This is a genomic window from Mesorhizobium sp. M0052 (assembly GCF_040323255.1).
Classification (GTDB): Bacteria; Pseudomonadota; Alphaproteobacteria; order Rhizobiales; family Rhizobiaceae; genus Mesorhizobium.
In genome coordinates this window covers 1-21,225 of the sequence record NZ_JAMYUS010000044.1, presented here as the reverse complement: position 1 = coordinate 21,225, position 21,225 = coordinate 1, and the positions used below count along the sequence as shown (strand labels likewise).

Here is a 21,225-nt window from a genome sequence, read left to right as displayed (position 1 = left end):
GGTCTCGGCTTTATGGTCGACCTGGGAAAAGGACATTTCAATGGCCGCCGCGCCATCCTCGAAGCCCGTGCCGAACGCAAGCTGCGCCACGTGCTGGTCGGGCTGGAGATCGAAGGCAACATCCCGGCCGAGCACGCCATCGTCTACCACAAGAAGCATCAGGAGGTCGGGCTGGTCAGCGCCGCCATCTGGTCGCCGATGGCCAAGCGCAATATCGCCATCGCCTCGCTGACGCGTCCCTATGGTGATACGATGGTGGAAGACCTCTGGGTCGAGATCTACGCCATGCGCGAGTTGCAGTACCAGAAGCTGATGAAGCGGGCCAAGGTGGTGGCCCGTCCTTTCATCAAGCTCGACCGCCGCACCGCCAATCCACCGGCGGATTTCTGACTGTGGCCGACCAACAAGATGATGCGGCGGAAGCCGCCGAACAATGGCAGCTGGTCAACACGCCGCTCGGCGAAAAATGGTCGGGTCGCACCCGCTATGCCGCCGCCATGTACTTCTACAAGCGCGGCGAAATGAGCGCCGAGACGCTCGAAGTCTACCGCATCTGCGCGCGGCTGGACTGGGAGAACCCGCTGCCGATGATCAGGGATCGCGGCGGCGGCCAGGATTGGCTGAAGCGCATGGGCGCTTAAGCCTCAGCCTATGGTTCTTTCGAGAACGCTCAGCCAGTTGCGATAGGCGATCTTCTCGATCAACGCGCGTCCGAAACCGCGCGCGGCCAGCGCATCTATCAGCTTCGGCAAGCCGGCAACGTCGCCGATGACGGCCGGAATCATCGCCCCGTCGAAATCGGAGCCGAGACCGACGCCGTCCTCGCCCAGCGCCTGCAGCAGCGAGTCGACATGGCGCACCATGATGTCGAGGCTGGTGTCCGAATTCATCCGTCCGTCTTCACGCAGGAAGCCGGTCGCGAAGTTGAGCCCGACCATGCCGCCGGTCTCGCGGATAGCGCCGAGCTGCCAGTCCGTCAGGTTGCGCGAATGGGTGCACAGCGCATGCACGTTGGAATGGGTGGCGACCAGCGGCGCATCGCTGAGTGCGGCGACATCGCGAAAGCCTTTTTCGTTGAGATGCGACAGGTCGATCATGATCTTGAGCTGATTGCAGGCCTTGACCAGCGCCTTGCCGGCATCGGTCAGCCCCGGTCCGGTATCGGGCGACGACGGAAAGCGGAACGGGACGCCATGGCCGAAGGCGTTGGGTCGGCTCCAGACAATGCCGAGCGAGCGCAGGCCGGCTTCGTAGAGCACGTCGAGCAAGGTAAGTTCGGGATCGATCGCCTCGACGCCTTCGATGTGAAACACCGCCGCGATCGAACCTTTCGCCATCGCCTCGCGAATGTCACCGGCACTGCGGCAGACGGTCAGCGCGCCCGCGCGCTCCAGCCGAAACAGGATCGAGGCCATGCCGATGGTGGAATTGAGCGCATCAGCGCGTGGCAGTTCTGGCGGCAATGGCTCATTGTCGCTCGGCGCCGGCGGCACCGCAGAGCGTTTGCTCTTCTCGACCGGCGGTGGAAAGATCGCGAACATGCCGCCGGCAAAGCCGCCCTTCTTCGCGCGCGGCAGGTCTATATGACCGCCCTGCGTCCCCTCGATGAACAGCTTTTCGACGTCGGTGTCTTTCGACTGGTACAGTCGCAGCAGCGTGTCGTTGTGGCCGTCGAAGACGGGGACGAGATCGGATTCGGTCATCAGGAAGCCATTCGGTCAGTTGGCAAGAGCGGACGAACCGCAGCGAACTGTGTACTTAGGCAAGAAGGCCGAACTGCGCAAATGCCAGAGAGGTGTTCGCTCTTGTGGCTGAGCGACTCCGACCACCTGCCGGTCCCCCGCTGCTTCGCAGCGTCCCGGCGTTCGCCGGCCTTTCATCATGCCACCGGCACGATGAATTCGCCTGCGGCGAACCGGCTGCTCACCCCACAAGGGGAGAAGGGAAAAAGGTCTATTGCTTCAGCACATCCGCCCATTCCGGATGGCGGCGGAACTGGGCGTTGGCGAAGGGGCAGAGCGGGATGATCTTCTTGCCCACGGCCCGCGCATCCTCGACGGCGCGGGTGACGAGCCGAAGGCCGGCGCCCTGGCCGCGAAACACGTCCGGCACTTCGGTGTGATCGATGATGATCTGGTGCTCGCCGACCTTGGTAAAGGTCATCTCCGCCTCGGCGCCGCCGGGTCCGCGCAGCACATAACGTCCCTTCGAGCCGCGGTCCTCGAGTTCGATCTCAGGCAATTCGTCAGGCATCGCTTGCTCCTTCAACCGGCACGGCAGCGAAAAGCCGCCTTGCCGCTTCGATCTCGTTTGGCCGAATTTCGTGGCCGCCATCGTGCCACTCCACTGTGACATCGGCGCCATCGGCACGCAAATAGGCTTCCAGCCGCGACGTCAGGTTGGGCGGGCAGATCGGATCGCGTTTGCCCGCGGTGACCAGGATGCGGCGTCCGGCAAGGCTGCCCTGCACCTGCGGTGCGAACGGGATCAGCGGGTGCATCAGCACCGCCGCATCGAACAGCTCGGGCGCGGCGAACATTACGGACGCCAGGATGTTGGCGCCGTTGGAATAGCCGAGACCCAAGACCGAAAATGGCCTTGCCGCTGCCACCTGCGCCTTGATGAAACCGGCCATCTTGGCGGTCGCCCGCGCGAGGTCGTCCATGTCGTAGACGCCCTCGCCGGTGCGGCGGAAGAAACGCGCCGCACCATGCTCGGAAACATCGCCGCGCGGCGATACGATCGTCGCCTGTGGCGCGAGGTCGCGCCCGAGCGACAGCAGCTGGCTCTCGTCCGCGCCGGTGCCGTGAAAGACGAAGAGCAGCGGGCCGCCGGGCGAACCCGGCAGCGCCTTATGGATGTAAGCTTCCTTGCTCATCGTCTCAGCCTTCCAGCTTCTGCAGATGCTCTTCAAGATAGGGCCGCAGATGCTGGTGCTGCGTCGGCAGTTTCAGGGCTTCGCCGAGATGGGCGGTGTCCTCGTCGCGGTCGAAGCCCGGCTCATTGGTGGCGACTTCGAACAGCACGCCGCCCGGCGTTCGGAAGTAGATCGCCCAGAAATAGTCGCGGTCGATCACCGGCGTTACGCCATAACCCGTATCGATCAGCGCCTTGCGCACTTCGAGTTGCTGGGCGCGATTCTCCACCGCGAAGGCGACATGGTGGACCGAGCCGGCGCCGAGATTGGCAAAGCCCGCGGTAGGCAGCGATTCGATATCGACGACATCAGCGCCGTTGCCGTTCTTGATGGCGAGCCGGCTGACACTGCCGGACTTGTTCACTTGCTCATAGCCCATGAACTTCAACAGCTCTTCCGTGGCGCCACCATCCTTCAATCTGAGCGAGACCGAGTGGAAGCCGCGTATCGCCTCATCAGCGGGAATGCCGCCTTTCAACCATGGCGCGCGGCTGTCCGCCTTGTCTTCGACCAGCGCGAAACCGTCGCCGTCGGGACCGGCGAAGGCCAGCCGCTTCTCGCCGAACGTCTCTTCGCGGGAGACACCCGCAACGCCTTCATCGGCGAAGCGCTTTTCCCAATAGCCGAGCGTGCCGGCCGGCACCGAATAGGCCGTGGTACCGACCTCGCCGACGCCGTGGCGGCCCCTGGCAATGTCCGGGAACGGAAAATAGGTCATCACCGAGCCGGGCGTACCGTGCTCGTCACCATAATAGAGGTGATAGACATCTGGCGCGTCGAAGTTGACGGTCTTCTTGACCCGGCGCAGGCCGAGCTTGTGCGTGAAGAAATCATTGTTCTGGCGCGCATCGCCGGCCATTGACGTCACGTGATGCAGGCCCTTGATCTGGTCGAGCATTGTCTTGCTCCTTCCCTTCGGTTTGCGGCTCTTGCCGCTGTCCACGCCTATATGAGTGGCCGCCCGGCAATGGCAAAGGCGGCAAACTCAGAATGGACTGTATCCCAATAGTGAACAGCAGGAAATTTTCGTTCACCATTTAAGCAAGACTGACAGGCTTGCGCTGCCGCCAAATTCCGGTTCATTGAACGTCTTCCCGACGTAACAGGATAGAGCATTGGCCGCGAAAAGCAGACGCCCGAACATCCTATTTATCTCCTGCGACCAATGGCGGGGCGATTGCCTGTCGGCTGCCGGCCATGCCGTGGTGAAGACGCCGAATGCCGATGCGCTCGCCGCCGAAGGCGTCCTTTTCATGCGGCATTACGGCGGCGCGGCGCCCTGCTCGCCGGCCCGCGCGTGCCTCTACACCGGCCTCTACCAGATGAACAATCGCGTCTGCCGCAACGGCACGCCGCTCGACGCCCGCCACGGCAACATGGCGCTTTCGGCCCGCGCCCTCGGCTATGATCCGACTTTGTTCGGCTACACCGACGTCTCGCCCGATCCGCGCACGATGGCGCCGGGCGATCCCCGGCTGAAAAGCTATGAGGGCGTGCTGCCCGGCTTCAGCGTTCGCCAGTTCCTGCCTGAGCATCAGAAACCATGGCTGTCATGGCTGAAGGCACGTGGCGTCGGCACCAGCGCGGGCTCTCCCGGCATTCACCGCCCCGTAGGCGGGGAAGCGGGCGACGCCGTGACCAGCGCGCCGCCTGTCTATTCCAGGGACGAGACGCCGACCGCTTTTCTTGCCGGCGAATTCATTCGCTGGCTGGACGAACAGGATTCGCCATGGTTCGCGCATGTCTCCTTCATCAGCCCGCATCCGCCCTTTGTCGTACCGCGGCCCTACAACACGCTGTATGATCCGGCGGACGGACCGCCCTTCCGCCATGTCGAGACTTGGCAGGCCGAGGCGCAAAGGCATCCCTATCTGGCTTACGACCTTGGTCGCCAGAAGCGGAGAAGCTTCCGCCCCGGCACCGACGGCCACGTGCGCGACTGGGGCGACGACAACATCCGGGCCATCCGCGCGATCTATTACGGCATGATCTCGGAGGTCGACGCGCAGCTTGGCCGCATCTGGCAAGCGATCAAGACGGCGAATGCATGGGATGACACCATCATCGTGCTGACTTCGGACCACGCCGAGATGATGGGCGACCATTTCATGCTGGGCAAAGGCGGCTTCTTCGACGGCAGCTATCACATCCCATTGATCGTGCGCGACCCGCGTCACGGCAATGCAGCCGGCTCGACCGTCAACCACTTCACCGAGGCCGTCGACATCTTCCCGACCTTGCTCGATCTGCTGGACGCCGACGCCCAGCTGCATCTCGACGGCCGCTCGCTAAAACCGTTCCTGCAAGATGAACCGCCTAAGGATTGGCGCGACGCGGCGCATTGGGAGTTCGACTTCCGCTCGATTGCCAGCGGTGAGGCCGAACGGCATTTCGGCATCGGCTCGCGCCAGTGCAACCTCGCCGTCATCCGTACGGAAAAATTCAAATACGTGCATTTCGGCGGCGGCCTGCCGCCGCTGCTCTTCGACATGGAGAAGGATCCGGGCGAACTGGCCAACGTTGCCGCCGACCCGGCCTATCTCAGCGTGCGGCTTGAATTTGCCGAGCGGCTGCTTGCCTGGCGCGCCGAGCATCTCGACCAGTCGCTGGCGTGCAGAGCTGACGGGCCAGGGGGTGGTGGGGTATGTGGGCAGGCAGTAGGCAGCAGGCAGCAGGCAGCAGGCAGCAGGCAGCAGGCAGCAGGCAGCAGAATGTTTCCGGCGGCCTGATGCCTAGTCGCTTGGTTTTTCGCCTACTGCCTAATCCCTACTGCCTATTCCCTTACTGTACCATCATCCGCTGCTGGTCGCGCTTCTCAGCATAGCTGCCCTTGTCATAGGCGGCCTGCGCCTGCAGCTGCTCCTTGGTGAAGTTGGTGTAGAGATATTTGTTGCCGTCCTTGTCGGTCATGAATTTGAGCTTGTCCATGCCGACCGCGACCTCCTTGGCGCCGATGCCTAGAAAGCCGCCGACATCGATGATGACGGCATCCGGCTTGCTGTCGGGCGTGAGCACGACGTCGCCGATCTCGCCGACCTTGGCGTCGTTGGCGCCATAGACGGTGGTGCCCTTCAGGTCGTCGCCTCTGATGTTACCGACCGGCATTTCGGTCAATGTGGACTTGTCGATCGCTGCCGTTTGCGTCGGATCGGTAGCCTTTGTCCCGGCCGCAGCTTCCGCGGTCTTGTCCGCTGGCTGAGCATTGTCAGCCGGTGCAACGGCCGTCGGGGCAGCCGGAGCAGTCGGCTGCGTCGCGTCGGAGGTTGTCGTCACGGGCGCCGGATCATAGGGCTTCCGGTCGAAATCAGGCTGCGCCTGCAGTTCCTCCTTGGTCGTCTGCGCCACCAGCCAGCGATCGCCGTTCTTTTCGGCCCACCGCGCCTTGGCGAAATCATAGGTGACGTTCTTTTCACCCATGCCGAGGAAGCCGCCGACGCCGATCACCAGCGACTGCGCCTTGCCATCCTTGGTCAGCACGATGTCGTTGACGTCGCCGATATTCTGGGCATCGTCGCCAGTGCCATTGTAGACATTCTCGCCGATGATGTTGGTTGCGAGATTGCCGTCAGCGCGTTTCACCGCCGGTTCTGACGGCGCGGCGTTGAGATCAACCGGCTTCTGCGGGTCGTTCTGCGCCGTGGAAGCAGGCGCCGAGGCCGGATCATAGGGCTTACGGTCGAAGTCGGGCAGCGCCGTCAACGCTTCTTTCGTCGTCTCGGCGACGAGCCAGCGGTCACCATTCCTCTCGACCCATTGCAACTTGCCGTAGTCGAAGGCGACGTTCTTGCTGCCTATGCCGAGGAAGCCGCCAACGCCGATAATGGCGGATTTCGCCTGGCCGTTTTCATCGAGGACGACGTCGCTGACGTCACCGATCTTCTGCGCATCGTCGCCGGTGCCATTGTACACCGACTCGCCGATGATATTGGTCATCAGCGCGCCGTCGGCCTGTTGCGGCGCCGGCGCGATGGTAGCAGGGGCTTCAGCCGGCGCTGGGGTCGTGGCCGGGGCCGTCGTTGACTGCGCGAACGCACCGGTAGCGATCAGCGTTGCCAGTGCGGTCGTCGCGAACAGTGTGCGGATCATGATTAAGTCTCCTCTTGCGTGATCTCATGCGCGCCGCAATCGGCAAACCACTTGCCGGGAGACCGAAGGCGGCGCCTCCAATGGGATCACAACGTTGTGACAAGGCGCTTGTTCCGAAAAAACGGGAGCATCGAAATACCCTGGGCAAGTCCGCGGAATCGCCCGACATTCCCGCCCGGCCGATGGAACCTTTGCCAGGCTTGCCCGTTTCAGCCTGCGGCTGGCATTCCGGCCTTTAAAAAAGAATACGGAGCGGGGCATGCGATTTGCAGCGGTGCTGAACCGGGACGGCGGCACCTTGCGGACCACCGATCTTTCCGCGCTAACGGACCGCATGCGCCAGACGCTCGAGGCGGCTGGTCACTCCATCGATATCGACATCGTCGCCGGCAAAGAGATTGTCGCGGCGCTCGACAAGGTCGCCGCGCGGCGCGACATCGACGTCGTGCTGGCCGGTGGCGGCGACGGCACCATTTCGGCCGCCGCGGGGCGGCTGATGAATGGCAAGAAGGCGCTGGCCGTCCTGCCTGCAGGAACAATGAACCTGTTCGCCCGCGGCCTTGGAATTCCGCAGACCATCGATGGCGCGCTGAAGTCCTTTGCCGACGGCGAGATCATGGCGGTCGATATCGCGAGCGCGAATGGCCGGCCGTTCGTGCATCAGTTCTCGATCGGCCTGCACGCCAGGATGGTGAAGCTGCGCGACAATATGGAATTCGCCTCGCGCCTGGGAAAGATTCGCGCCTCGGCCAAGGCCGCTTGGACGACGATCAACAATCCTCCAGCCATGAAGGTGACATTGACGGTCGGCGAAGCCGAAATCGTGACCCGCATCAGCGGCATCGGCATTTCCAACAATCTGTTTGGCGAAGGCCATCTGCCTTATGCCGACAATCCTGCCGGCGGCGTGCTCGGCATCTATGTCACCGTGGCGCGGCAGCGTGGCGAGCTGGTCAGGGCGCTCTTCGACATGGCTCGAGGCAGGTGGCGCGACAGCGACCATGTCGAAACTCATCAGGCCGACAAGGCAATCGTGAAAATCCATACAGGGAGCAAGAAATTCGGCGCCGTCATCGACGGCGAACTGGTCAAGCTGGAGCGTGAAACGACAATCCAGATCCACCCTGGCGCACTGAACGTCCTGGTTCCGGCGCAAGCCGCCCAGGCAAAGGCCGCCTGATGCGATTACGAATGACGAGGAAAACCCTAGCCGCCCGACTGCCCCTCGCCGGCTGGCGCGCTCTGGTTGGCCGGCGCGGTCTGGCCGGTGGGCTGCCCTTGGCTTTCAGGGGTATCTGGATCTATCTTTTGGCCATAAATCTCGGCCGCTCCCCAAGCAATGAAAGCCAGGAGCAACGCGGCGACCAATATGCGCAGGCCGTGCCAGCCCCAGCGCCCCTGACGGGCTTTGTTTTCAGGGGCGATCTTGGTCATTGGCGGCGTTCCTATCGTGCAGCCGGGATGGTGGATAAAACCATCGCCGGCGAAACATGGTGGGGTAACGATTGCTTGCTACAAAAGTTCCGGCGCGCGACGGCCGCGCAAGGTGCGCGCCACCGCGGGTGGGGCCTGCAAGCGAGGGGGCTTGGTGGATAGCAAGGTGACGAAGCAGGCTGGTTTGCCGGTTGAGGTCCGCCGCGCCGTGGCGGCGCCGGAGCGGCTTGCCGTACTGCACGGGCTTGACGCGATCGACACCGACTCCGATCCCGACTTCGATCGCATCACCGGCCTTGCCGCCGCCGTGATGCAGGCGCCGATCGCGCTCGTCACGCTGCTCGACACCGAACGACAGTGGTTCAAATCCTGTGTCGGCTTCAACGAGACCGAAACCGCGACCGACATATCGTTCTGCGCCCATACCATTGCCGCCGGCGACGAGCCGATGGTGGTGCCGGATGCCAGCATCGACCCTCGCTTCTCCCGCAACCCGCTGGTCACCGGCGAACACCATGTCCGCTTTTATGTCGGCGCGCCGATGGTGGTCGCCGGCGCGCGCGTCGGCACGGTGTGCGTACTCGACCGGGAGCCGCATGAATTTCCGTCCGCTGCCGCGCTCGATCATTTGAAATCGCTTGCCAGCCTCGCCGCCAGCCTGTTTACCCTCAAGGACGCCACCCGCAGCGGCGCCATTGCCACGGCTGCTTTGGCGCAGGAGGAAAAGCGCCGAGCCATAGCGCTCGACGCCGCCTCGCTCGCCAGTTGGGCCTGGGATATCCGCACCGACATGATCGAATGCGACGTGCGTTTGTCGGAGCTGTTTAACCTGCCGCGTTCGAACCGGCTGCGGGCGCGCGACATTCTGGCCGCCATCGACCCGCGCGACGTCTACCAGACCGAGACGCGCTTTCGCGATGCCCTGACCGGCAGCGACGACTATTTCGGCGAATACCGGGTCAAAGGCTTCGATCCGCCGCGCTGGATAGTCACCCGCGGCCGCGTCATCGAGCGCGACGGCGAAGGCAAGCCGACGCTGATCTTTGGCGTCAACTACGACATCTCGGAACGCAAGCTCGGCGAGGACCGGCAAAGGCTGCTGCTGCGCGAGCTCAACCATCGGGTCAAGAACACGCTGGCGACGGTGCAGGCGCTGGCCACACAGACCGTTCGCCACGCTCGCCGCCCAAGCGAATTCCTGGAAGCCTTCGGCGCCAGGCTGCAGGCGCTGGGCGCTGCCCATAACCTGCTGTCGGATCGCGAATGGCGCGGCATCGGTATTCGCGAACTGATGCAGATCGAGGTGAAGCCGTTCGATTCGGCAGAACGGCCGCGCATCGTGATCTCCGGTCCGGAGCTGCTGCTTTCGCCCGACCAGGCGGTGGGGCTCGGCCTGATCATGCACGAACTGGCCAGCAACGCGCTGCAATACGGATCGCTGTCGGTTGGCTCGGGGAAGGTCGATGTCGACTGGAAGGCGGCGGGCAAGAAAGGCGCGCGCCGCCTTGTGCTGACCTGGAGCGAAAGCGGCGGGCCGAAAGTCGACCCGCCGGAACGCCAGGGCTTCGGCTCTATCCTGATCCGCCGCAGCCTCGCCAAGGTTTTATCGAGCGAAGTGACCCACGAATTCCGCAGCGAAGGCGTGTTCGCCGAAATATCGATGCCGCTTGAAGATCTGCCGGCTTAAAGCAATTTCAGAAGTGCGAAGCGGTTTTCCCGGGAACAGCGTATCAGCGCGACGCGCTTTAGTCGGCTTCGCTGTCTGGATCGCCCGGATCCGGTTTGACGTTCTCGCGGTAGATGGCATAGGCCGCGAGCGCGATCATCGGGCCGAGAATGACGCCCTTCCCGCCTTTCCCCTTGAGCAAGGCCGGCAGCACGGCAAGCGCCGCGGTGATACCGAGCGCCTTCAGGTCGGCATTGCGCCTTCGCGCACGTCGGCGCGCACGCGTTCCGGCCGCAAGTTGATGAATGAGCACGATAAGCCCGGCCGTTACCAGGAAACCGGCCGCGAAGCCGAGACAGGCGGCCATCGAGCCGTAACGGTCAGCCGCCCAGATGTAGGCCGCCCCCAGGAGAAACCCGAGGCCGCACAGGGCAGCCACGGCGGCGAGCCCATAGACGATTGCCGCCGTGCGCGCGCGGCGCATGGCGGCAATGGCTTCACCCGAGGCCAAGGCCGAGATAAGCGGTGCCAGCATGCCCATCTCTGTCGAAACTAGCGCCGGGCAAGAAGCGCAAACAGGAAGCCGACGCCGGCCGCGATCGCCAGTGAAGTTACCGGCTTCTCGCGCACATTGGCCGTGATCTGGGCCTCAAGATCCTTGGCGTTGCCACGCAGGCTGTCGAAGACGGCTTCGCCCTGCGCGCGCAACTGGTCGACGCCTTCGGCAGCAGCGCGCCGCGCCGTGCCGTAACCATGTTCGCCGGTCTTGGCCAATTGCTTGGTCAATTTTTCGATATCCGCCTTCAACTGCCGAATGTCGGCCTCGAGGTCGGCGTTCGTCTGACTTTCGTTGGCGGTTTTTCCTGCGGCAGTTGCCATTCTAAACTCCTTGCGTTTGCTTGGCTTCAAACGCCCGACACACATCATGGTTCCGAAATCGGAGACCGTATCCATGAAAGGGTGTTTGCAAGTGCGAGTCCAGCCCCAGATGGAGGCCTGCCTGTCAGATCAGCGGCCGACGGCCTTCGCTTAGGCCCTCCCAGCGCGCGAGATCCTTCAGCCCCTCCCCGTCGATCACTTCGCAACCGCCGTCGCGCCAAGCGATCAGCTTGCGATCGATGAGCTTGCGGATCGTCTTGTTGGTGTGGACCAGCGACAGGCCGAGCGTATCGGCGACATGCTGCTGGGTAATCGGGATTTGCACCGGCGCCTTGCCGTTGAGCCCGACTGCCGCCGCGCGGCTGGCGATGAAGGCAATGAGATAGGCGGTGCGCTCGACCGCCGTGCGCCGACCGACGCTGAGCAGGTTCTCGTCCAGCATGCGCTCCTCGCGCGACGCCAGCCAGGTAATGTCGTAAGCAAGGCCCGGATGGTTGCGGTAGAGCTCGTGCAGGTTTTCACGCTCGAAGACGCACAACAGCATGGGCGACAGCGCCTCGACCGAGTGCTGCATTTCGCCCATCAGGCTGCCCTGCAGCCCGATAAGATCGCCGGGCATGGAGTAGTTCAGGATCTGGCGCCTGCCGTCCGACAATAGTTTGTAGCGGAAGGCCCAGCCCGAAAGCACGGTGTAGAGATGAGCACTTTGGCTGCCTTCGACCAGCACTGTGGCGCCCTTGTCGACGGCCAGTTCGCCCTTCTTGAACATGCTGACATAGGCAAGCTCCTGCTTCTCGAATTCCCGGAACACCGGCAATGGCCGAAGCGGGCAGATCTCGCATGGGTACTGACGGCTGGAAAACGAACGACCATTCTGGCCAGACATTTCGATCCCTCTTTCGAAAGTCTCTTGCCAGAGACTGAGTGCTACGCCTTTGCAAGGCCGCGGTTCCGCTGCCGATGGCATGTCTTTTTTAAATGACAGGATGGCAAATAGCGATCATGACTCGCTACACTCCACTGAGGCGAATTCGAAGCTCGCTTGTGGAGTAGAGCCGGTGGGCGAACTTTTCGGATTAAGGCCTGACCGATCCCCAAGGTCCACGATGCGGTTGACTGGAGTCACGGTACCCGATGCTGCAAGAATTGAGGAGAGATTGCCAAGTGCCGCCATTGCTTGAGGGATTGCGAATTCTTGTCTTGGAGGATGAATTCCTGATCGCCATGGATGTCGAGCAGCTTTGCCGCGACCATGGCGCGAACGACGTAGTGATTGCCCGCGCTCTGGCCGAGATCGATGAGCAGAAGGTCGTTGGCGAGTTCGACGCCGCTATCGTGGACCTCATGCTGGGCGGAACGTCCACACTCGATTTCGCCGCGCGGCTGCGCCAATCGGGCCTGCCGTTTGTCTTTGCCTCCGGCTATTCGGACCCCGATGAGATCAAAGGGTCTTTTCCCGGCATCCGCCTGGTCACCAAGCCCTATTCGGGGACCGATCTCGTCGAGGCTCTGGCGGCGGCCTGCGGCCGCGCGCCAGTCTGAGATATCTTCGATGCGTATGTGTAGAGAGCCCAGGCCCGCAAACGGGGCCTCCGCCGTCAGGCAGCGTTTGAACCCGTCACCTGGGACGAGATCGCGTCCGGCCCGTATTCGTCTTCGCCGGAGATTTTGAGGATCTCCTGCAACCGCGTGCGGGCCCGGCTGACCCGGCTCTTGATCGTTCCGACCGCACAGCCGCAGATTTCGGCGGCCTCTTCATAGGAAAAGCCTGAAGCGCCGATGAGGATGATGGCTTCGCGCTGGTCCTCGGGGAGTTGCTCGAGCGCGCCGCGGAAATCCTTGAGGTCAAGCTGGCCGTGCTGAGCCGGATGAACGGCAAGCCTGGCCGTCATGATGCCGTCGCTGTCCTGCACCTCGCGGCCGCGCTTGCGCATCTGGGAATAGAACTCGTTGCGCAGGATGGTGAACAGCCATGCCTTGAGATTGGTGCCGGGCTGAAAGCTCTCATGCTTGTCCCAAGCCTTGACCAGCGTCTCCTGCACGAGATCGTCGGCCTTGTCGGCATTCTGCGTCAGCGACACGGCAAAAGCCCGCAGGCTCGGGATCGAGCCGAGCAGGTCGGTCTTGAACCCTTGTGAGACAGCTGCCATGCCTCAGTCCTTCTTCTGTGCGGGTTCGGCCTTTTCCAGTTGGCTGAGCAACTGGGCAAAGCGATCCGGCACATTGTCCGAGACCAGCTCGTCATAATACTGTTTGAGTTTACGGCCAATTTCCGAATTCGCCCCGAGCGGGTCGCCGGAATTGGCCCGGCGCCTGTCAGCGGCGCCAGCCAGCGTTTCTTTATTCATGTCCTTCATTTCGCCCTTAAATCCAGCGCCCCGAGCCGCCCCATTACACAACGCAAAGCGGCCCCCTCGTCTGGTTGCCCATCGCACCACAAACGTCGCCCGTGCAGTTTCGTTCCACAAGTGTCGGAACTTTTTCGCAAAACCCGCGTTTGGGTGTTGGGGCTTGCAATCAGCTTGACCTGCAATCTATGCAATCACGTCATCTGAGGGAGACGTCTACCATGAGCCTTTCCGCAACCATCGCTCCGCACCTGCCGTTCCTGCGCCGCTTTTCACGCGCCGTATCCGGATCGCAGGAGAGTGGCGATGCGCTGGTCGCCGCGATGCTCGAAGCCATCATCGCCGACGTCGACATCTTCCCGCAAGCGTCAAGCGACCGCATCGCGCTCTACAAGGTATTCGCCAAACTGTTCACCTCCATTGCCATCCGCGTTCCGCAGGAGCAGGCGCAATCGGCATGGGAGCAGCGCGCCGCCGCCAATCTGAACGCCATTGCGCCACGGCCACGCCAGGCTTTCCTGCTGGTCGCGGTCGAAGGCTTCGGTGAAGACGAGGCAGCTGAAATTCTCGATGTCGACGCCAAGGAATTCTCCGAACTGCTTGCCCAGGCGAGCAACGAGATCTCTCGCCAGGTGGCGACCGATGTGCTGATCATCGAGGACGAGCCGCTGATCGCCATGGACATCGAGGAAATGGTCGAGAGCCTCGGCCACCACGTGGTCGGAACCGCGCGCACCCATACCGAGGCGGTGGCGATGTTCGGCAAGACAAGGCCGAAGATGGTGCTGGCCGACATTCAGCTTGCCGATGGCAGCTCGGGTATCGATGCGGTCAACGAAATCCTGTCGTCGACTTCGGTGCCGGTAATCTTCATCACCGCCTTCCCCGAACGTCTGCTGACCGGCGAGCGGCCTGAACCGGCCTTCCTCGTCACCAAGCCGTTCAATCCCGACATGGTCAAGGCGCTGATCAGCCAAGCGCTGTTCTTCGACCGGCAGGCCAAGGCCGCCGCGTGAAGTAGGGCCTTCAATCTCCAACTTTTCGCCGCCTCGCAGCGTTGGCGGCACTGGCGATCGCCTAACCCGGCGATCGGCGGCTGCCCGTCGCGCCGTATCGCGCTCACGCGCGCGAATCAATTCGCGTCCGGGCCTCTTCCAAAGACCTTCTTTTTCGGCAAATGGTGGAACAAACAGCAATCACTCACGTTCTTGATCCAGTATCGGAAGGAGACAGATCATGCTCTACTGGGCGCTCGTATTTCTCGTCGTGGCGATCATCGCCGGCGCGCTTGGTTTCGGCGGCATCGCCGGTACCTCGGCCGGTATCGCGCAAATATTGTTCTTCATCTTTCTCGCCTTCCTCGTCATCTCGCTTCTGGCCGGCCTGTTCAGACGGGCATCGTAGGAGCGGGCGAAGAACACTGGAAGCCGCACCCCTCAAACGGTTTCCAGCCACCGCCGGGCGATGTCCTCCAACGGAACATCGTCCGGCGGACCTTTTCTGGGGACCTACTCAGGAACTGAGTCCAAGTGAATCGTTCGGTCCTGATCAGGTGGACAGGTGATTGATGCGTTCCATTGGCGGAGGCGAGAGCGGACAGGGCGACGAGGTGATCGCACTGCACCCGGCTGAAAGCGGAATGCAGCTTGGCCGGGCCTTGCTTCACGCTCTGCACAATGCCGGCATTTCCGTCCTCTATCAGGATCGTGAATTGAAGACTGTATGGGCCCGCAACATGCGTGCGCCGTGGGTTTCCGACACAGCCGACAGCAACGGCGCGTTGCCACCGGCGCAAGCTGAGCAAATCGCCGCCGCCAAAAGCAATGTGATCGCTTCCGGCAATCCGGAACGCCTTGAACTGAGTGTTCCCACCGGTGATGGCATGCGCTGGTTCCAGGTATGGGTCGATGCCGATCGGGGCCATCGCGGCGACGTGCAGGGCGTCGTCACCACGATGGTGGAAACCACCGAGCAGAAACGCCGCGAACAGACGCTGAAGACGCTGTTGCGCGAAGTCAGCCACCGCTCCAAGAACCTGTTGGCCATCATCCAGAGTATTGCCACCCAGACCGGCCGCTATTCCGAGACACCCGACGATTTCCTGAAGCGCTTTCGCGGCCGCCTGCAGTCACTGGCTTCCTCCCAGGATCTGGTAACGTCGTCGAACTGGCGGGGTGCAGCACTTCGCGAGCTTATCCGCGGCCAGGTCGTTCGCTACGGCGCCGATCCCGCGCAGAGCCTGCGCTTCAATGGCGTCAACCCCTACCTCAATCCCAACGCGGCCATTCATATTGGACTGGCAATGCACGAACTCGCCGTCAATTCATTCAGCTACGGCGCCCTGGCGCGGCCGGACGGCTTTGTCGAGGTAACCGCCGATCTGTCGAACGTCGCAGAGGCCGCAGACAAGCCGGCTTTGTCGCTGACCTGGGTCGAGGCCATTGTCGCCAATGATAACAGGCGCACCGAGAAACGCTTCGGCAGCGTTGCCCTCGAACGTGTCGTGCCGGCATCGCTGAACGGCACGGCGACGCTGGAGATCACCAGTGACCGCCTCGAATATCGCCTCGTCGTTCCGCACGGCAATTTCGAAACCGAATGAGCGGCGGGATTCCTTAACCGGCTGTTCACCATAAAATCCGATGCTGTGGTTCCCAGAGATTGCTGGATCTTGACCGATTCAACCGATGTTTCGGCCGCAGCCTGCAACGCGAGTATGGGAGGAATGATCATGACGGTTGCCGATATGAACAGGCTGGAGCAGGCCGCCCGGGTGTCCATGAGCGGCTTTCAGGATCCTGACGCTTCAGCCTCGCCTTTGCAGCACGCCTGGCATCCCTTGCTTCGCGTCGCCGCTGTCGCGCTCGTCGCCGCTGTTGTGCTGATCGTGGCGTCGCAATTGGCCTGAGCCAGATGCTCAGGTTCACGCTGCTCCCAAGCAGCCTGGCTCAGAAGCTGTCCAGCTCGTAGCCGACCAATTATTAACGCCCCTTTCGGCACAGGAACTTTGACGGCTGTGGACCGTTCTTATGGCGAGAGGACGTATCGCCGTGGAACACATCGCCGCTTTGCTTTTGGTAATTGGCTGTTCGAACAACATGACCGAATGTCGTGAACTGCCGGTGCCGGTCAGTGTTTTCGAAACCGCCGAAGCATGCACGGCAGAACGTCCATTCGCTGCCGGCGACGTGCAGGGTCAGGCCGAGCACGTCGTTGCCAAATGTCTTACGGTCGACCCCGCGCTGGAGGATGATTACGACCAGATCGTCTGGAACGTGCGCCCGGACGGCACCCTCGACGCGTCTTTGCAGATTTCCAGTGTCGTGGTCGCGTCGAACGCCACGCGCCGCGAAAAAGACTCTCTTAGCCAACAATAAGATCGAGCGGGCAAAGGCTGCTGTTTCGTGCTAAATAGCGGCTGGAGCTTACTAAAGTGAGGACAAAGTGAGGAGAGATTCTATGCGGAAATTGATTATTGCCATGGTTGCGGTGGTCGCCGTCAGCGGCTGCAGCACGACCGAGCAGGATGTCGGTGTCGGCGCCGGTGTCGGTGCTTTGGCCGGCGGACTGATCGGCGGCGGCAAGGGTGCGCTGATCGGCGCAGCCGTTGGCGCCGGTTCCGGCCTGCTGGTGCGCAACCTGCGCAACGGCTATTGCCAGTATCGCGACAATCGCGGCCGGCTCTACACCGCTCGCTGCTGATCCGCTTCAAAAGCGTCAGACAATCGCGACGGAGACCGGTCAGCCGGTCTCCGTTTGTTTGACTGCATCAGGCTGCGGGATCCTGATTTCCACCGTAAGCCCATCGATGCGAAAATCTCGGGCAATCGTGCCGCGCAATTCGCGCGTGACATTGAGGTCGATCAGCTTGGTGCCGAAGCCGGTCTTCGCCGGCGCTTCGAGTTCCTTCTGCCCGGCCTCGCGCCAGTTCAGAACCAGCATCCGCTCGGACCCGCGCCCCTCGAACGACCAGTCGACCTTGAGCGCACCCACGGAATTGCCGGCCTCGCCATATTTCAGCGCATTCGTCGCCAGTTCGTGAAAGGTCAGGCCAAGCGCCTGCGTCGTCCTCTCGTCGAGCAGCACCTGAGGCCCTGACAATATCCCTTCCGGAAGCTCCTTGCCGAACACCTGGCCGAGCTCGATGCGCAGCAGGTCGCCAAGATCGGCCTTCTGCCAGCGCGAACGCGTCAGCATATCCTGGGAAGCCGCCATTGCCTGCAGGCGGGCTGAGAAGGAAGTTGAGAACTCCTTCACGTCGGTTGCTTGCGCTGCCGTCTGGCGCGCAATCGCCAGCACCCGCGTGATCGAATTCTTGATCCGATGCTTCATCTCCTGCAGCATCAAATCCTTTTCGAGCAGGCTTTTTTCCGTCGTTTCATGCAGCAGCGACTTGGCGTCGTAGGCGCGCTCCTGGTAGCGCGCCACCAACGCGATGGCCCCGGCCAGAAGCAGGCCGAACAGCCCGAGCATGACCGGAATGGCGCGCGAGGACGGTTGCGAAAATGCACTTGTCGGCCGGAACAGCACCGTCCACGGCCGACCGGCGACGATGATCTTGCGCGTCACCAACAGCCTGTCGCCAAAGCTCGCAACCGGCGGCGTTTCCGACTGGAACAGAAGATTGTCGGCGTCGGCCGTGCCGTCATAGACCGCGGTGTTGACCGGCAGCAAAGGCGTGCGGCTGAGCGCGGTCTGGAACAGGTCGCGGGCGCGGAAGGCCGCGTAGAGAAGGCCTGATGTCGATGATCTGGACGCATTGATACCATCCGGCGCGGTTTCGACATTGAGCCTGACGAAGACCAGGAAACCGGTAAAGGTCTGCGCCGCGCCAGTGTCCTGGCCGAGCTGGACCAGACCGCTTGCGTGCTGTGCGTCATCGGCCATCGCTTTTTCGATCGCCTCGTGCCGCACCGGCTCGGTGAACATGTCGTAGCCGATGGTGGATTCGTTGGCAGGGTCGAGCGGCTCGAACAGCACGACGGGCGTGCGCCATGGCTGTGTCGTGTCCGGATAGACCGTGTGGGCGGCGCCGCGGTCGCGCAACATGTCGCGCTCGACCGCCGCTTCGTCACCGGTCTTGGCCAGCCTGAGATAGCCGATGCCGCGCAGGCCGGCGAAATTGTTATCGACATCGAGGGCGCTGAAGAAGGCCTTGAATTCGCTACCTGAAATCTCGCCATTGCGGGCGTCGAACAGCGCCTGCGTCGAGCGCAGCAGTGACAGATGCAGATCGATACGGCTTTCGATGCGGTTGAGCGCGTCGTCGGCCGTCGCCTCGAACTTGATGCGCGCCGCTTCCTGGGTCGCGAAATAGGCGAAGCCCGCCATCGTCAGGCTGATCAGTGCAACGGCAATGAAGGCAAGGATCGGGAAAAACTTCTTCAACGCAGGCCCATGGACGGTTCGGGACCTTTATGGGCAAGTCGCCGCGGCAAGACAATGGCGCGGCCAAGCCATAATGACAGCTGGCATATCATGCATATTTAGCCGGCTTATCGATCTCGAGCATCAGTGAACATGACAGCTGACGATAGCGTGGTCTCAGGCCGCGATCTTCAGCGCACCCGGACCGGGAATGGCGCCGGGCGGGCACTTTCCCAGGATGATCATGCCGAGCACTTCGTCCTGCGTCACATCGGTGGTGAGCGCGGTGCCGACGACCTGGCCGTTCTTCATTACGCAGACCCGGTCGGCAAGCTCGAACACGTCGTGAATGTCGTGGCTGATCAGGAAAATGCCGATGCCGTCGGCCTTGAGCTGCTTTACCAGTTCGCCGACCTGCGCCGTCTCCTGCGGCCCAAGCGCGGCCGTCGGTTCGTCCATGATCAGGATGCGGGCGTTGAACAGGATGGCGCGTGCGATCGCCACCGACTGGCGCTGGCCGCCCGATAGCTTGATCACGGGCTCCTTGAAGCGCTGGAAGCGCGGATTGAGCCGGCCCATCACCTTGCGCGCCTCGGCCTCCATGGCGACATCGTCGAGTGTCCCCCACGCGGTCATCAGTTCGCGGCCGAGGAAGAGGTTGGCGGCAGCGTCGACATTGTCGGCCAGCGCAAGCGTCTGGTAGATCGTTTCGATGCCGTATTTCTTGGCGTCGCGCGGATTGGAGATCGAGGCCTCCTGGCCGTTGACCAAGATCTGGCCGGCATCGCGCTTGTAGGCGCCCGACAGGATCTTGATCAGCGTCGACTTACCGGCGCCGTTGTGGCCAAGCAGCGCCACCACTTCGCCCGGGAAAAGATCGATGGACGCATCGTCGACGGCGCGAATGCCACCGAACGCGATCGAGATGTTGCGCATGTCGATCAGTGGCGTACCGGTGGGAGCAGTTTTTTCCATAATCGTTCCTCCCTAGACGCGCTTGCGGTAGACGGTGTCGAGCCAGACGGCGATGACCAGGACAGCGCCAACGACAATGCTCTGCAGCGGCGAGTCGATGCCGAGCAGCACCATGCCGGATTGCAGCGACTGCATCAGTAGCGCGCCGAGCATGGCGCCCATCACCGTTCCGGCGCCGCCCGCGAGCGACGTGCCGCCGATGACAGCGGCCGCGATCACCAAAAGCTCGTCCAGTGTGCCCAGCGCATTGGTTGACGCATTGAGACGGGCCGACGAGATCGCCGCGCTGATTGCAGCCAGCACACCCATGATCATGAACACCTTCATGGTCACCCAGCGCGTGTTGATGCCGGCGAGTTCCGCTGCCTCCGGATTGCCCCCGATGGCGAAGACATAGCGGCCGAAACGCGTGCGCTTGGTGATGAACGTCATGATGATGCCGACAATCACCGCCATTAGCACCGGTATGGCGATGCCATGCGCGATGAACAGCCCGCCTTCGGGAACGGTGATGCCGTTCTGCTGTGCGTACTGGCGCACGATGCCGATCGGCCATGGATAGGAATTGGCGATCCACACGGCGCCGAGGATGGCCGCGCAAGTGACCACGCCAAGCAAGGTCTCGGCCCAGACGGGGCGCAGTGGAAAGCTGAAGCGCTTGCGCTGTGAGCGACCGTTGAGCAGCGCGAAGGCGACCGCCGCGCAGGCGACGATGCCGACGATCCAGCTGGCAGCGGCGCCAATCGAGCCGCGTGGTCCGCCGCCCATCAGCTGGAAGGTGGCGTCGAGTGGCGCGACCGTGCGCCCGCTGGTGATGAGCCATGCCATGCCACGCCAGACCAGCAGGCCACCAAGCGTCACGATGAAGGCCGGAACCTGCATATAGGCGATGATGAAGCCCTGGAACGCGCCGATCAGCAGACCAAGCACCACGCCGGCGGCAAGCGCGACGACCCAGAGCCAGGGGTTTCCAAGCTGGAAGCCGATGACGCGAATCAGGAATTCGGCCTGTGCCACGCCCATGATCATGCCGATCACGCCTTCGACGGAGCCCACCGAAAGGTCGATGTTGCGCATGACGATGACCAGTACCATGCCGGTCGCCATGATCGCGACCGAGGACGTCTGCACCGACAGGTTCCAAAGATTGCGCGGCGTCAGGAAAAGCCCGCCCGACAGGATATGTATGCCGACCCAGATGACCAGCAGCGCGCCGACCATGCCGAGCATGCGCGTGTCGAGCTCGGTCGCCTTCAGGAACCGGGCGACCGCGCCGAGTTCAGACGCTCGTGCCGTATCGGCCTGCGGATTTGAGGTCGTGTCGGTCATGATGTCCTCCAGCGGCTTGCCGTCTGGCGCGGATGCCGGACCACAGCCTAGAAGTTTGCCGCCGATGGCGGAAACACACAATTCTCGTAGAGAAAACGCCGCCGCGTTGAAGCCGCGGGGCCGCAATTATTAAAGGGGGGGGGGTAAATTTGAACCCGCCCAGCGTGCGGGGGCCGCGCCGGTTGAGACATCGGGCATGATGGTACCCCCCGCCGGGAGGGGCG

The 21,225-nt window shown here is 62.6% G+C and carries 25 protein-coding genes and 1 pseudogene; 12 read left to right on the top strand and 14 right to left on the bottom strand.

The genetic code is table 11. The features are described from left to right. The coding region (locus NKJ77_RS31755) for a glycine cleavage T C-terminal barrel domain-containing protein (protein WP_352536327.1) at window positions 1-390 on the top strand (390 nt) is incomplete at its 5' end. 2 nt (window positions 391-392) lie between these two features. Beyond that, a complete protein-coding gene (locus NKJ77_RS31750; RefSeq protein ID WP_023832001.1) occupies window positions 393-641 on the top strand; it encodes a hypothetical protein in 249 nt (82 codons plus the stop codon). 3 nt (window positions 642-644) lie between these two features. Here the strand turns inward: NKJ77_RS31750 and NKJ77_RS31745 are convergent, their stop codons facing one another. The 4 genes from NKJ77_RS31745 to NKJ77_RS31730 form a co-directional block, all read right to left on the bottom strand. After that, complete coding sequence (locus NKJ77_RS31745) at window positions 645-1,703, bottom strand: dipeptidase (protein WP_023832002.1); 1,059 nt, start codon at window positions 1,701-1,703, stop codon at window positions 645-647. A 250-nt stretch (window positions 1,704-1,953) separates the two neighbouring features. After that, the gene (locus tag NKJ77_RS31740; protein WP_023683956.1) at window positions 1,954-2,253 is read right to left on the bottom strand and encodes a GNAT family N-acetyltransferase; all 300 of its coding nucleotides are present in this window, start codon (window positions 2,251-2,253) and stop codon (window positions 1,954-1,956) included. Next, entirely contained in the window at window positions 2,246-2,878 is a 633-nt protein-coding gene (locus tag NKJ77_RS31735) for an alpha/beta hydrolase (RefSeq protein WP_023832003.1), read from the bottom strand. The genes NKJ77_RS31740 and NKJ77_RS31735 overlap by 8 nt, the downstream gene beginning before the upstream one ends. Window positions 2,879-2,882: 4 nt before the next feature. Continuing rightward, window positions 2,883-3,815: a VOC family protein gene (locus NKJ77_RS31730; RefSeq protein WP_023832004.1), complete on the bottom strand. Its 933-nt coding sequence runs from the start codon at window positions 3,813-3,815 to the stop codon at window positions 2,883-2,885. A gap of 217 nt (window positions 3,816-4,032) precedes the next feature. On the opposite strand from NKJ77_RS31730, the pseudogene NKJ77_RS31725 reads away from it, so the two are divergent. Then, window positions 4,033-5,578: pseudogene (locus NKJ77_RS31725) on the top strand (alkaline phosphatase family protein). Between the two features lie 120 nt (window positions 5,579-5,698). Here NKJ77_RS31725 and NKJ77_RS31720 read toward each other — a convergent pair. Continuing rightward, window positions 5,699-7,003, bottom strand: a complete 1,305-nt coding sequence (locus NKJ77_RS31720; protein ID WP_023832006.1) for a PRC-barrel domain-containing protein — start codon at window positions 7,001-7,003, stop codon at window positions 5,699-5,701. A 259-nt stretch (window positions 7,004-7,262) separates the two neighbouring features. Here NKJ77_RS31720 and NKJ77_RS31715 point away from each other — a divergent pair, with 259 nt between their 5' ends. Then, entirely contained in the window at window positions 7,263-8,183 is a 921-nt protein-coding gene (locus NKJ77_RS31715; protein WP_023696423.1) for a diacylglycerol/lipid kinase family protein, read from the top strand. 26 nt (window positions 8,184-8,209) lie between these two features. Here NKJ77_RS31715 and NKJ77_RS31710 read toward each other — a convergent pair whose 3' ends face one another. Further along, complete coding sequence (locus tag NKJ77_RS31710) at window positions 8,210-8,437, bottom strand: hypothetical protein (RefSeq protein ID WP_023696424.1); 228 nt, start codon at window positions 8,435-8,437, stop codon at window positions 8,210-8,212. Between the two features lie 166 nt (window positions 8,438-8,603). Between NKJ77_RS31710 and NKJ77_RS31705 the strand changes: the two genes are divergently transcribed. Next, the gene (locus tag NKJ77_RS31705; RefSeq protein ID WP_502882002.1) at window positions 8,604-10,124 is read left to right on the top strand and encodes a sensor histidine kinase; all 1,521 of its coding nucleotides are present in this window, start codon (window positions 8,604-8,606) and stop codon (window positions 10,122-10,124) included. A gap of 58 nt (window positions 10,125-10,182) precedes the next feature. Here the strand turns inward: NKJ77_RS31705 and NKJ77_RS31700 are convergent, their stop codons facing one another. The 3 genes from NKJ77_RS31700 to NKJ77_RS31690 all read right to left on the bottom strand — a co-directional run bounded on the left by NKJ77_RS31700 (window position 10,183) and on the right by NKJ77_RS31690 (window position 11,868). Continuing rightward, window positions 10,183-10,644 (bottom strand): hypothetical protein, encoded by a 462-nt coding sequence (locus NKJ77_RS31700; protein WP_023706299.1) that lies wholly within the window; start codon window positions 10,642-10,644, stop codon window positions 10,183-10,185. An 11-nt stretch (window positions 10,645-10,655) separates the two neighbouring features. Beyond that, window positions 10,656-10,982, bottom strand: a complete 327-nt coding sequence (locus tag NKJ77_RS31695; protein ID WP_023670092.1) for an ElaB/YgaM/YqjD family protein — start codon at window positions 10,980-10,982, stop codon at window positions 10,656-10,658. A gap of 124 nt (window positions 10,983-11,106) precedes the next feature. Continuing rightward, entirely contained in the window at window positions 11,107-11,868 is a 762-nt protein-coding gene (locus NKJ77_RS31690) for a Crp/Fnr family transcriptional regulator (RefSeq protein WP_023670093.1), read from the bottom strand. A 278-nt stretch (window positions 11,869-12,146) separates the two neighbouring features. Here NKJ77_RS31690 and NKJ77_RS31685 point away from each other — a divergent pair, with 278 nt between their 5' ends. Beyond that, window positions 12,147-12,524 carry a response regulator gene (locus tag NKJ77_RS31685; protein WP_023670094.1) on the top strand — a complete coding sequence of 126 codons (378 nt, stop codon included), beginning with the start codon at window positions 12,147-12,149 and terminating at the stop codon, window positions 12,522-12,524. A 56-nt stretch (window positions 12,525-12,580) separates the two neighbouring features. Here the strand turns inward: NKJ77_RS31685 and NKJ77_RS31680 are convergent, their stop codons facing one another. Both NKJ77_RS31680 and NKJ77_RS31675 read right to left on the bottom strand, forming a co-directional pair. Continuing rightward, on the bottom strand, window positions 12,581-13,132 hold the full coding sequence (locus tag NKJ77_RS31680) for a sigma-70 family RNA polymerase sigma factor (protein WP_023670095.1): 552 nt from the start codon (window positions 13,130-13,132) through the stop codon (window positions 12,581-12,583). A 3-nt stretch (window positions 13,133-13,135) separates the two neighbouring features. Then, the gene (locus NKJ77_RS31675; protein WP_023670096.1) at window positions 13,136-13,339 is read right to left on the bottom strand and encodes a NepR family anti-sigma factor; all 204 of its coding nucleotides are present in this window, start codon (window positions 13,337-13,339) and stop codon (window positions 13,136-13,138) included. A gap of 212 nt (window positions 13,340-13,551) precedes the next feature. Between NKJ77_RS31675 and NKJ77_RS31670 the strand changes: the two genes are divergently transcribed. The 6 genes from NKJ77_RS31670 to NKJ77_RS31645 all read left to right on the top strand — a co-directional run bounded on the left by NKJ77_RS31670 (window position 13,552) and on the right by NKJ77_RS31645 (window position 17,032). Continuing rightward, on the top strand, window positions 13,552-14,346 hold the full coding sequence (locus NKJ77_RS31670; RefSeq protein WP_023670097.1) for a response regulator: 795 nt from the start codon (window positions 13,552-13,554) through the stop codon (window positions 14,344-14,346). A 220-nt stretch (window positions 14,347-14,566) separates the two neighbouring features. Then, window positions 14,567-14,734, top strand: coding sequence for a DUF1328 domain-containing protein (locus NKJ77_RS31665; protein ID WP_023670098.1), 168 nt, complete (start codon window positions 14,567-14,569; stop codon window positions 14,732-14,734). A 163-nt stretch (window positions 14,735-14,897) separates the two neighbouring features. Continuing rightward, on the top strand, window positions 14,898-15,932 hold the full coding sequence (locus NKJ77_RS31660; RefSeq protein WP_023670099.1) for a sensor histidine kinase: 1,035 nt from the start codon (window positions 14,898-14,900) through the stop codon (window positions 15,930-15,932). Window positions 15,933-16,061: 129 nt separating this feature from the next. Next, the gene (locus NKJ77_RS31655) at window positions 16,062-16,238 is read left to right on the top strand and encodes a hypothetical protein (protein ID WP_023670100.1); all 177 of its coding nucleotides are present in this window, start codon (window positions 16,062-16,064) and stop codon (window positions 16,236-16,238) included. Between the two features lie 142 nt (window positions 16,239-16,380). After that, a complete protein-coding gene (locus tag NKJ77_RS31650) occupies window positions 16,381-16,707 on the top strand; it encodes a hypothetical protein (RefSeq protein WP_023670101.1) in 327 nt (108 codons plus the stop codon). 82 nt (window positions 16,708-16,789) lie between these two features. After that, window positions 16,790-17,032 carry a YMGG-like glycine zipper-containing protein gene (locus NKJ77_RS31645; protein ID WP_023670102.1) on the top strand — a complete coding sequence of 81 codons (243 nt, stop codon included), beginning with the start codon at window positions 16,790-16,792 and terminating at the stop codon, window positions 17,030-17,032. 39 nt (window positions 17,033-17,071) lie between these two features. Here NKJ77_RS31645 and NKJ77_RS31640 read toward each other — a convergent pair whose 3' ends face one another. From NKJ77_RS31640 to NKJ77_RS31630, 3 genes are all read right to left on the bottom strand, one after another. Beyond that, on the bottom strand, window positions 17,072-18,718 hold the full coding sequence (locus NKJ77_RS31640) for a CHASE domain-containing protein (protein WP_352536325.1): 1,647 nt from the start codon (window positions 18,716-18,718) through the stop codon (window positions 17,072-17,074). A 156-nt stretch (window positions 18,719-18,874) separates the two neighbouring features. Next, window positions 18,875-19,672, bottom strand: coding sequence for an ATP-binding cassette domain-containing protein (locus NKJ77_RS31635; protein ID WP_023683966.1), 798 nt, complete (start codon window positions 19,670-19,672; stop codon window positions 18,875-18,877). Between the two features lie 12 nt (window positions 19,673-19,684). Next, window positions 19,685-21,001, bottom strand: a complete 1,317-nt coding sequence (locus NKJ77_RS31630) for a sugar ABC transporter permease (RefSeq protein WP_023683967.1) — start codon at window positions 20,999-21,001, stop codon at window positions 19,685-19,687. Window positions 21,002-21,225 lie beyond the last annotated feature (224 nt).

What these genes read in the sequence shown, in the direction of transcription:
- NKJ77_RS31665 (WP_023670098.1), top strand. Translation starts at nt 14,567, where the DNA reads ATGCTCTACTGGGCGCTCGTATTTCTCGTCGTGGCGATCATCGCCGGC.
- NKJ77_RS31675 (WP_023670096.1), bottom strand. Translation starts at nt 13,339, where the DNA reads ATGAAGGACATGAATAAAGAAACGCTGGCTGGCGCCGCTGACAGGCGC.
- NKJ77_RS31715 (WP_023696423.1), top strand. Translation starts at nt 7,263, where the DNA reads ATGCGATTTGCAGCGGTGCTGAACCGGGACGGCGGCACCTTGCGGACC.
- NKJ77_RS31740 (WP_023683956.1), bottom strand. Translation starts at nt 2,253, where the DNA reads ATGCCTGACGAATTGCCTGAGATCGAACTCGAGGACCGCGGCTCGAAG.
- NKJ77_RS31635 (WP_023683966.1), bottom strand. Translation starts at nt 19,672, where the DNA reads ATGGAAAAAACTGCTCCCACCGGTACGCCACTGATCGACATGCGCAAC.
- NKJ77_RS31690 (WP_023670093.1), bottom strand. Translation starts at nt 11,868, where the DNA reads ATGTCTGGCCAGAATGGTCGTTCGTTTTCCAGCCGTCAGTACCCATGC.
- NKJ77_RS31710 (WP_023696424.1), bottom strand. Translation starts at nt 8,437, where the DNA reads ATGACCAAGATCGCCCCTGAAAACAAAGCCCGTCAGGGGCGCTGGGGC.
- NKJ77_RS31670 (WP_023670097.1), top strand. Translation starts at nt 13,552, where the DNA reads ATGAGCCTTTCCGCAACCATCGCTCCGCACCTGCCGTTCCTGCGCCGC.
- NKJ77_RS31720 (WP_023832006.1), bottom strand. Translation starts at nt 7,003, where the DNA reads ATGATCCGCACACTGTTCGCGACGACCGCACTGGCAACGCTGATCGCT.
- NKJ77_RS31660 (WP_023670099.1), top strand. Translation starts at nt 14,898, where the DNA reads ATGCGTTCCATTGGCGGAGGCGAGAGCGGACAGGGCGACGAGGTGATC.
- NKJ77_RS31695 (WP_023670092.1), bottom strand. Translation starts at nt 10,982, where the DNA reads ATGGCAACTGCCGCAGGAAAAACCGCCAACGAAAGTCAGACGAACGCC.
- NKJ77_RS31745 (WP_023832002.1), bottom strand. Translation starts at nt 1,703, where the DNA reads ATGACCGAATCCGATCTCGTCCCCGTCTTCGACGGCCACAACGACACG.
- NKJ77_RS31630 (WP_023683967.1), bottom strand. Translation starts at nt 21,001, where the DNA reads ATGACCGACACGACCTCAAATCCGCAGGCCGATACGGCACGAGCGTCT.
- NKJ77_RS31655 (WP_023670100.1), top strand. Translation starts at nt 16,062, where the DNA reads ATGACGGTTGCCGATATGAACAGGCTGGAGCAGGCCGCCCGGGTGTCC.
- NKJ77_RS31680 (WP_023670095.1), bottom strand. Translation starts at nt 13,132, where the DNA reads ATGGCAGCTGTCTCACAAGGGTTCAAGACCGACCTGCTCGGCTCGATC.
- NKJ77_RS31735 (WP_023832003.1), bottom strand. Translation starts at nt 2,878, where the DNA reads ATGAGCAAGGAAGCTTACATCCATAAGGCGCTGCCGGGTTCGCCCGGC.
- NKJ77_RS31700 (WP_023706299.1), bottom strand. Translation starts at nt 10,644, where the DNA reads ATGGGCATGCTGGCACCGCTTATCTCGGCCTTGGCCTCGGGTGAAGCC.
- NKJ77_RS31730 (WP_023832004.1), bottom strand. Translation starts at nt 3,815, where the DNA reads ATGCTCGACCAGATCAAGGGCCTGCATCACGTGACGTCAATGGCCGGC.
- NKJ77_RS31645 (WP_023670102.1), top strand. Translation starts at nt 16,790, where the DNA reads ATGCGGAAATTGATTATTGCCATGGTTGCGGTGGTCGCCGTCAGCGGC.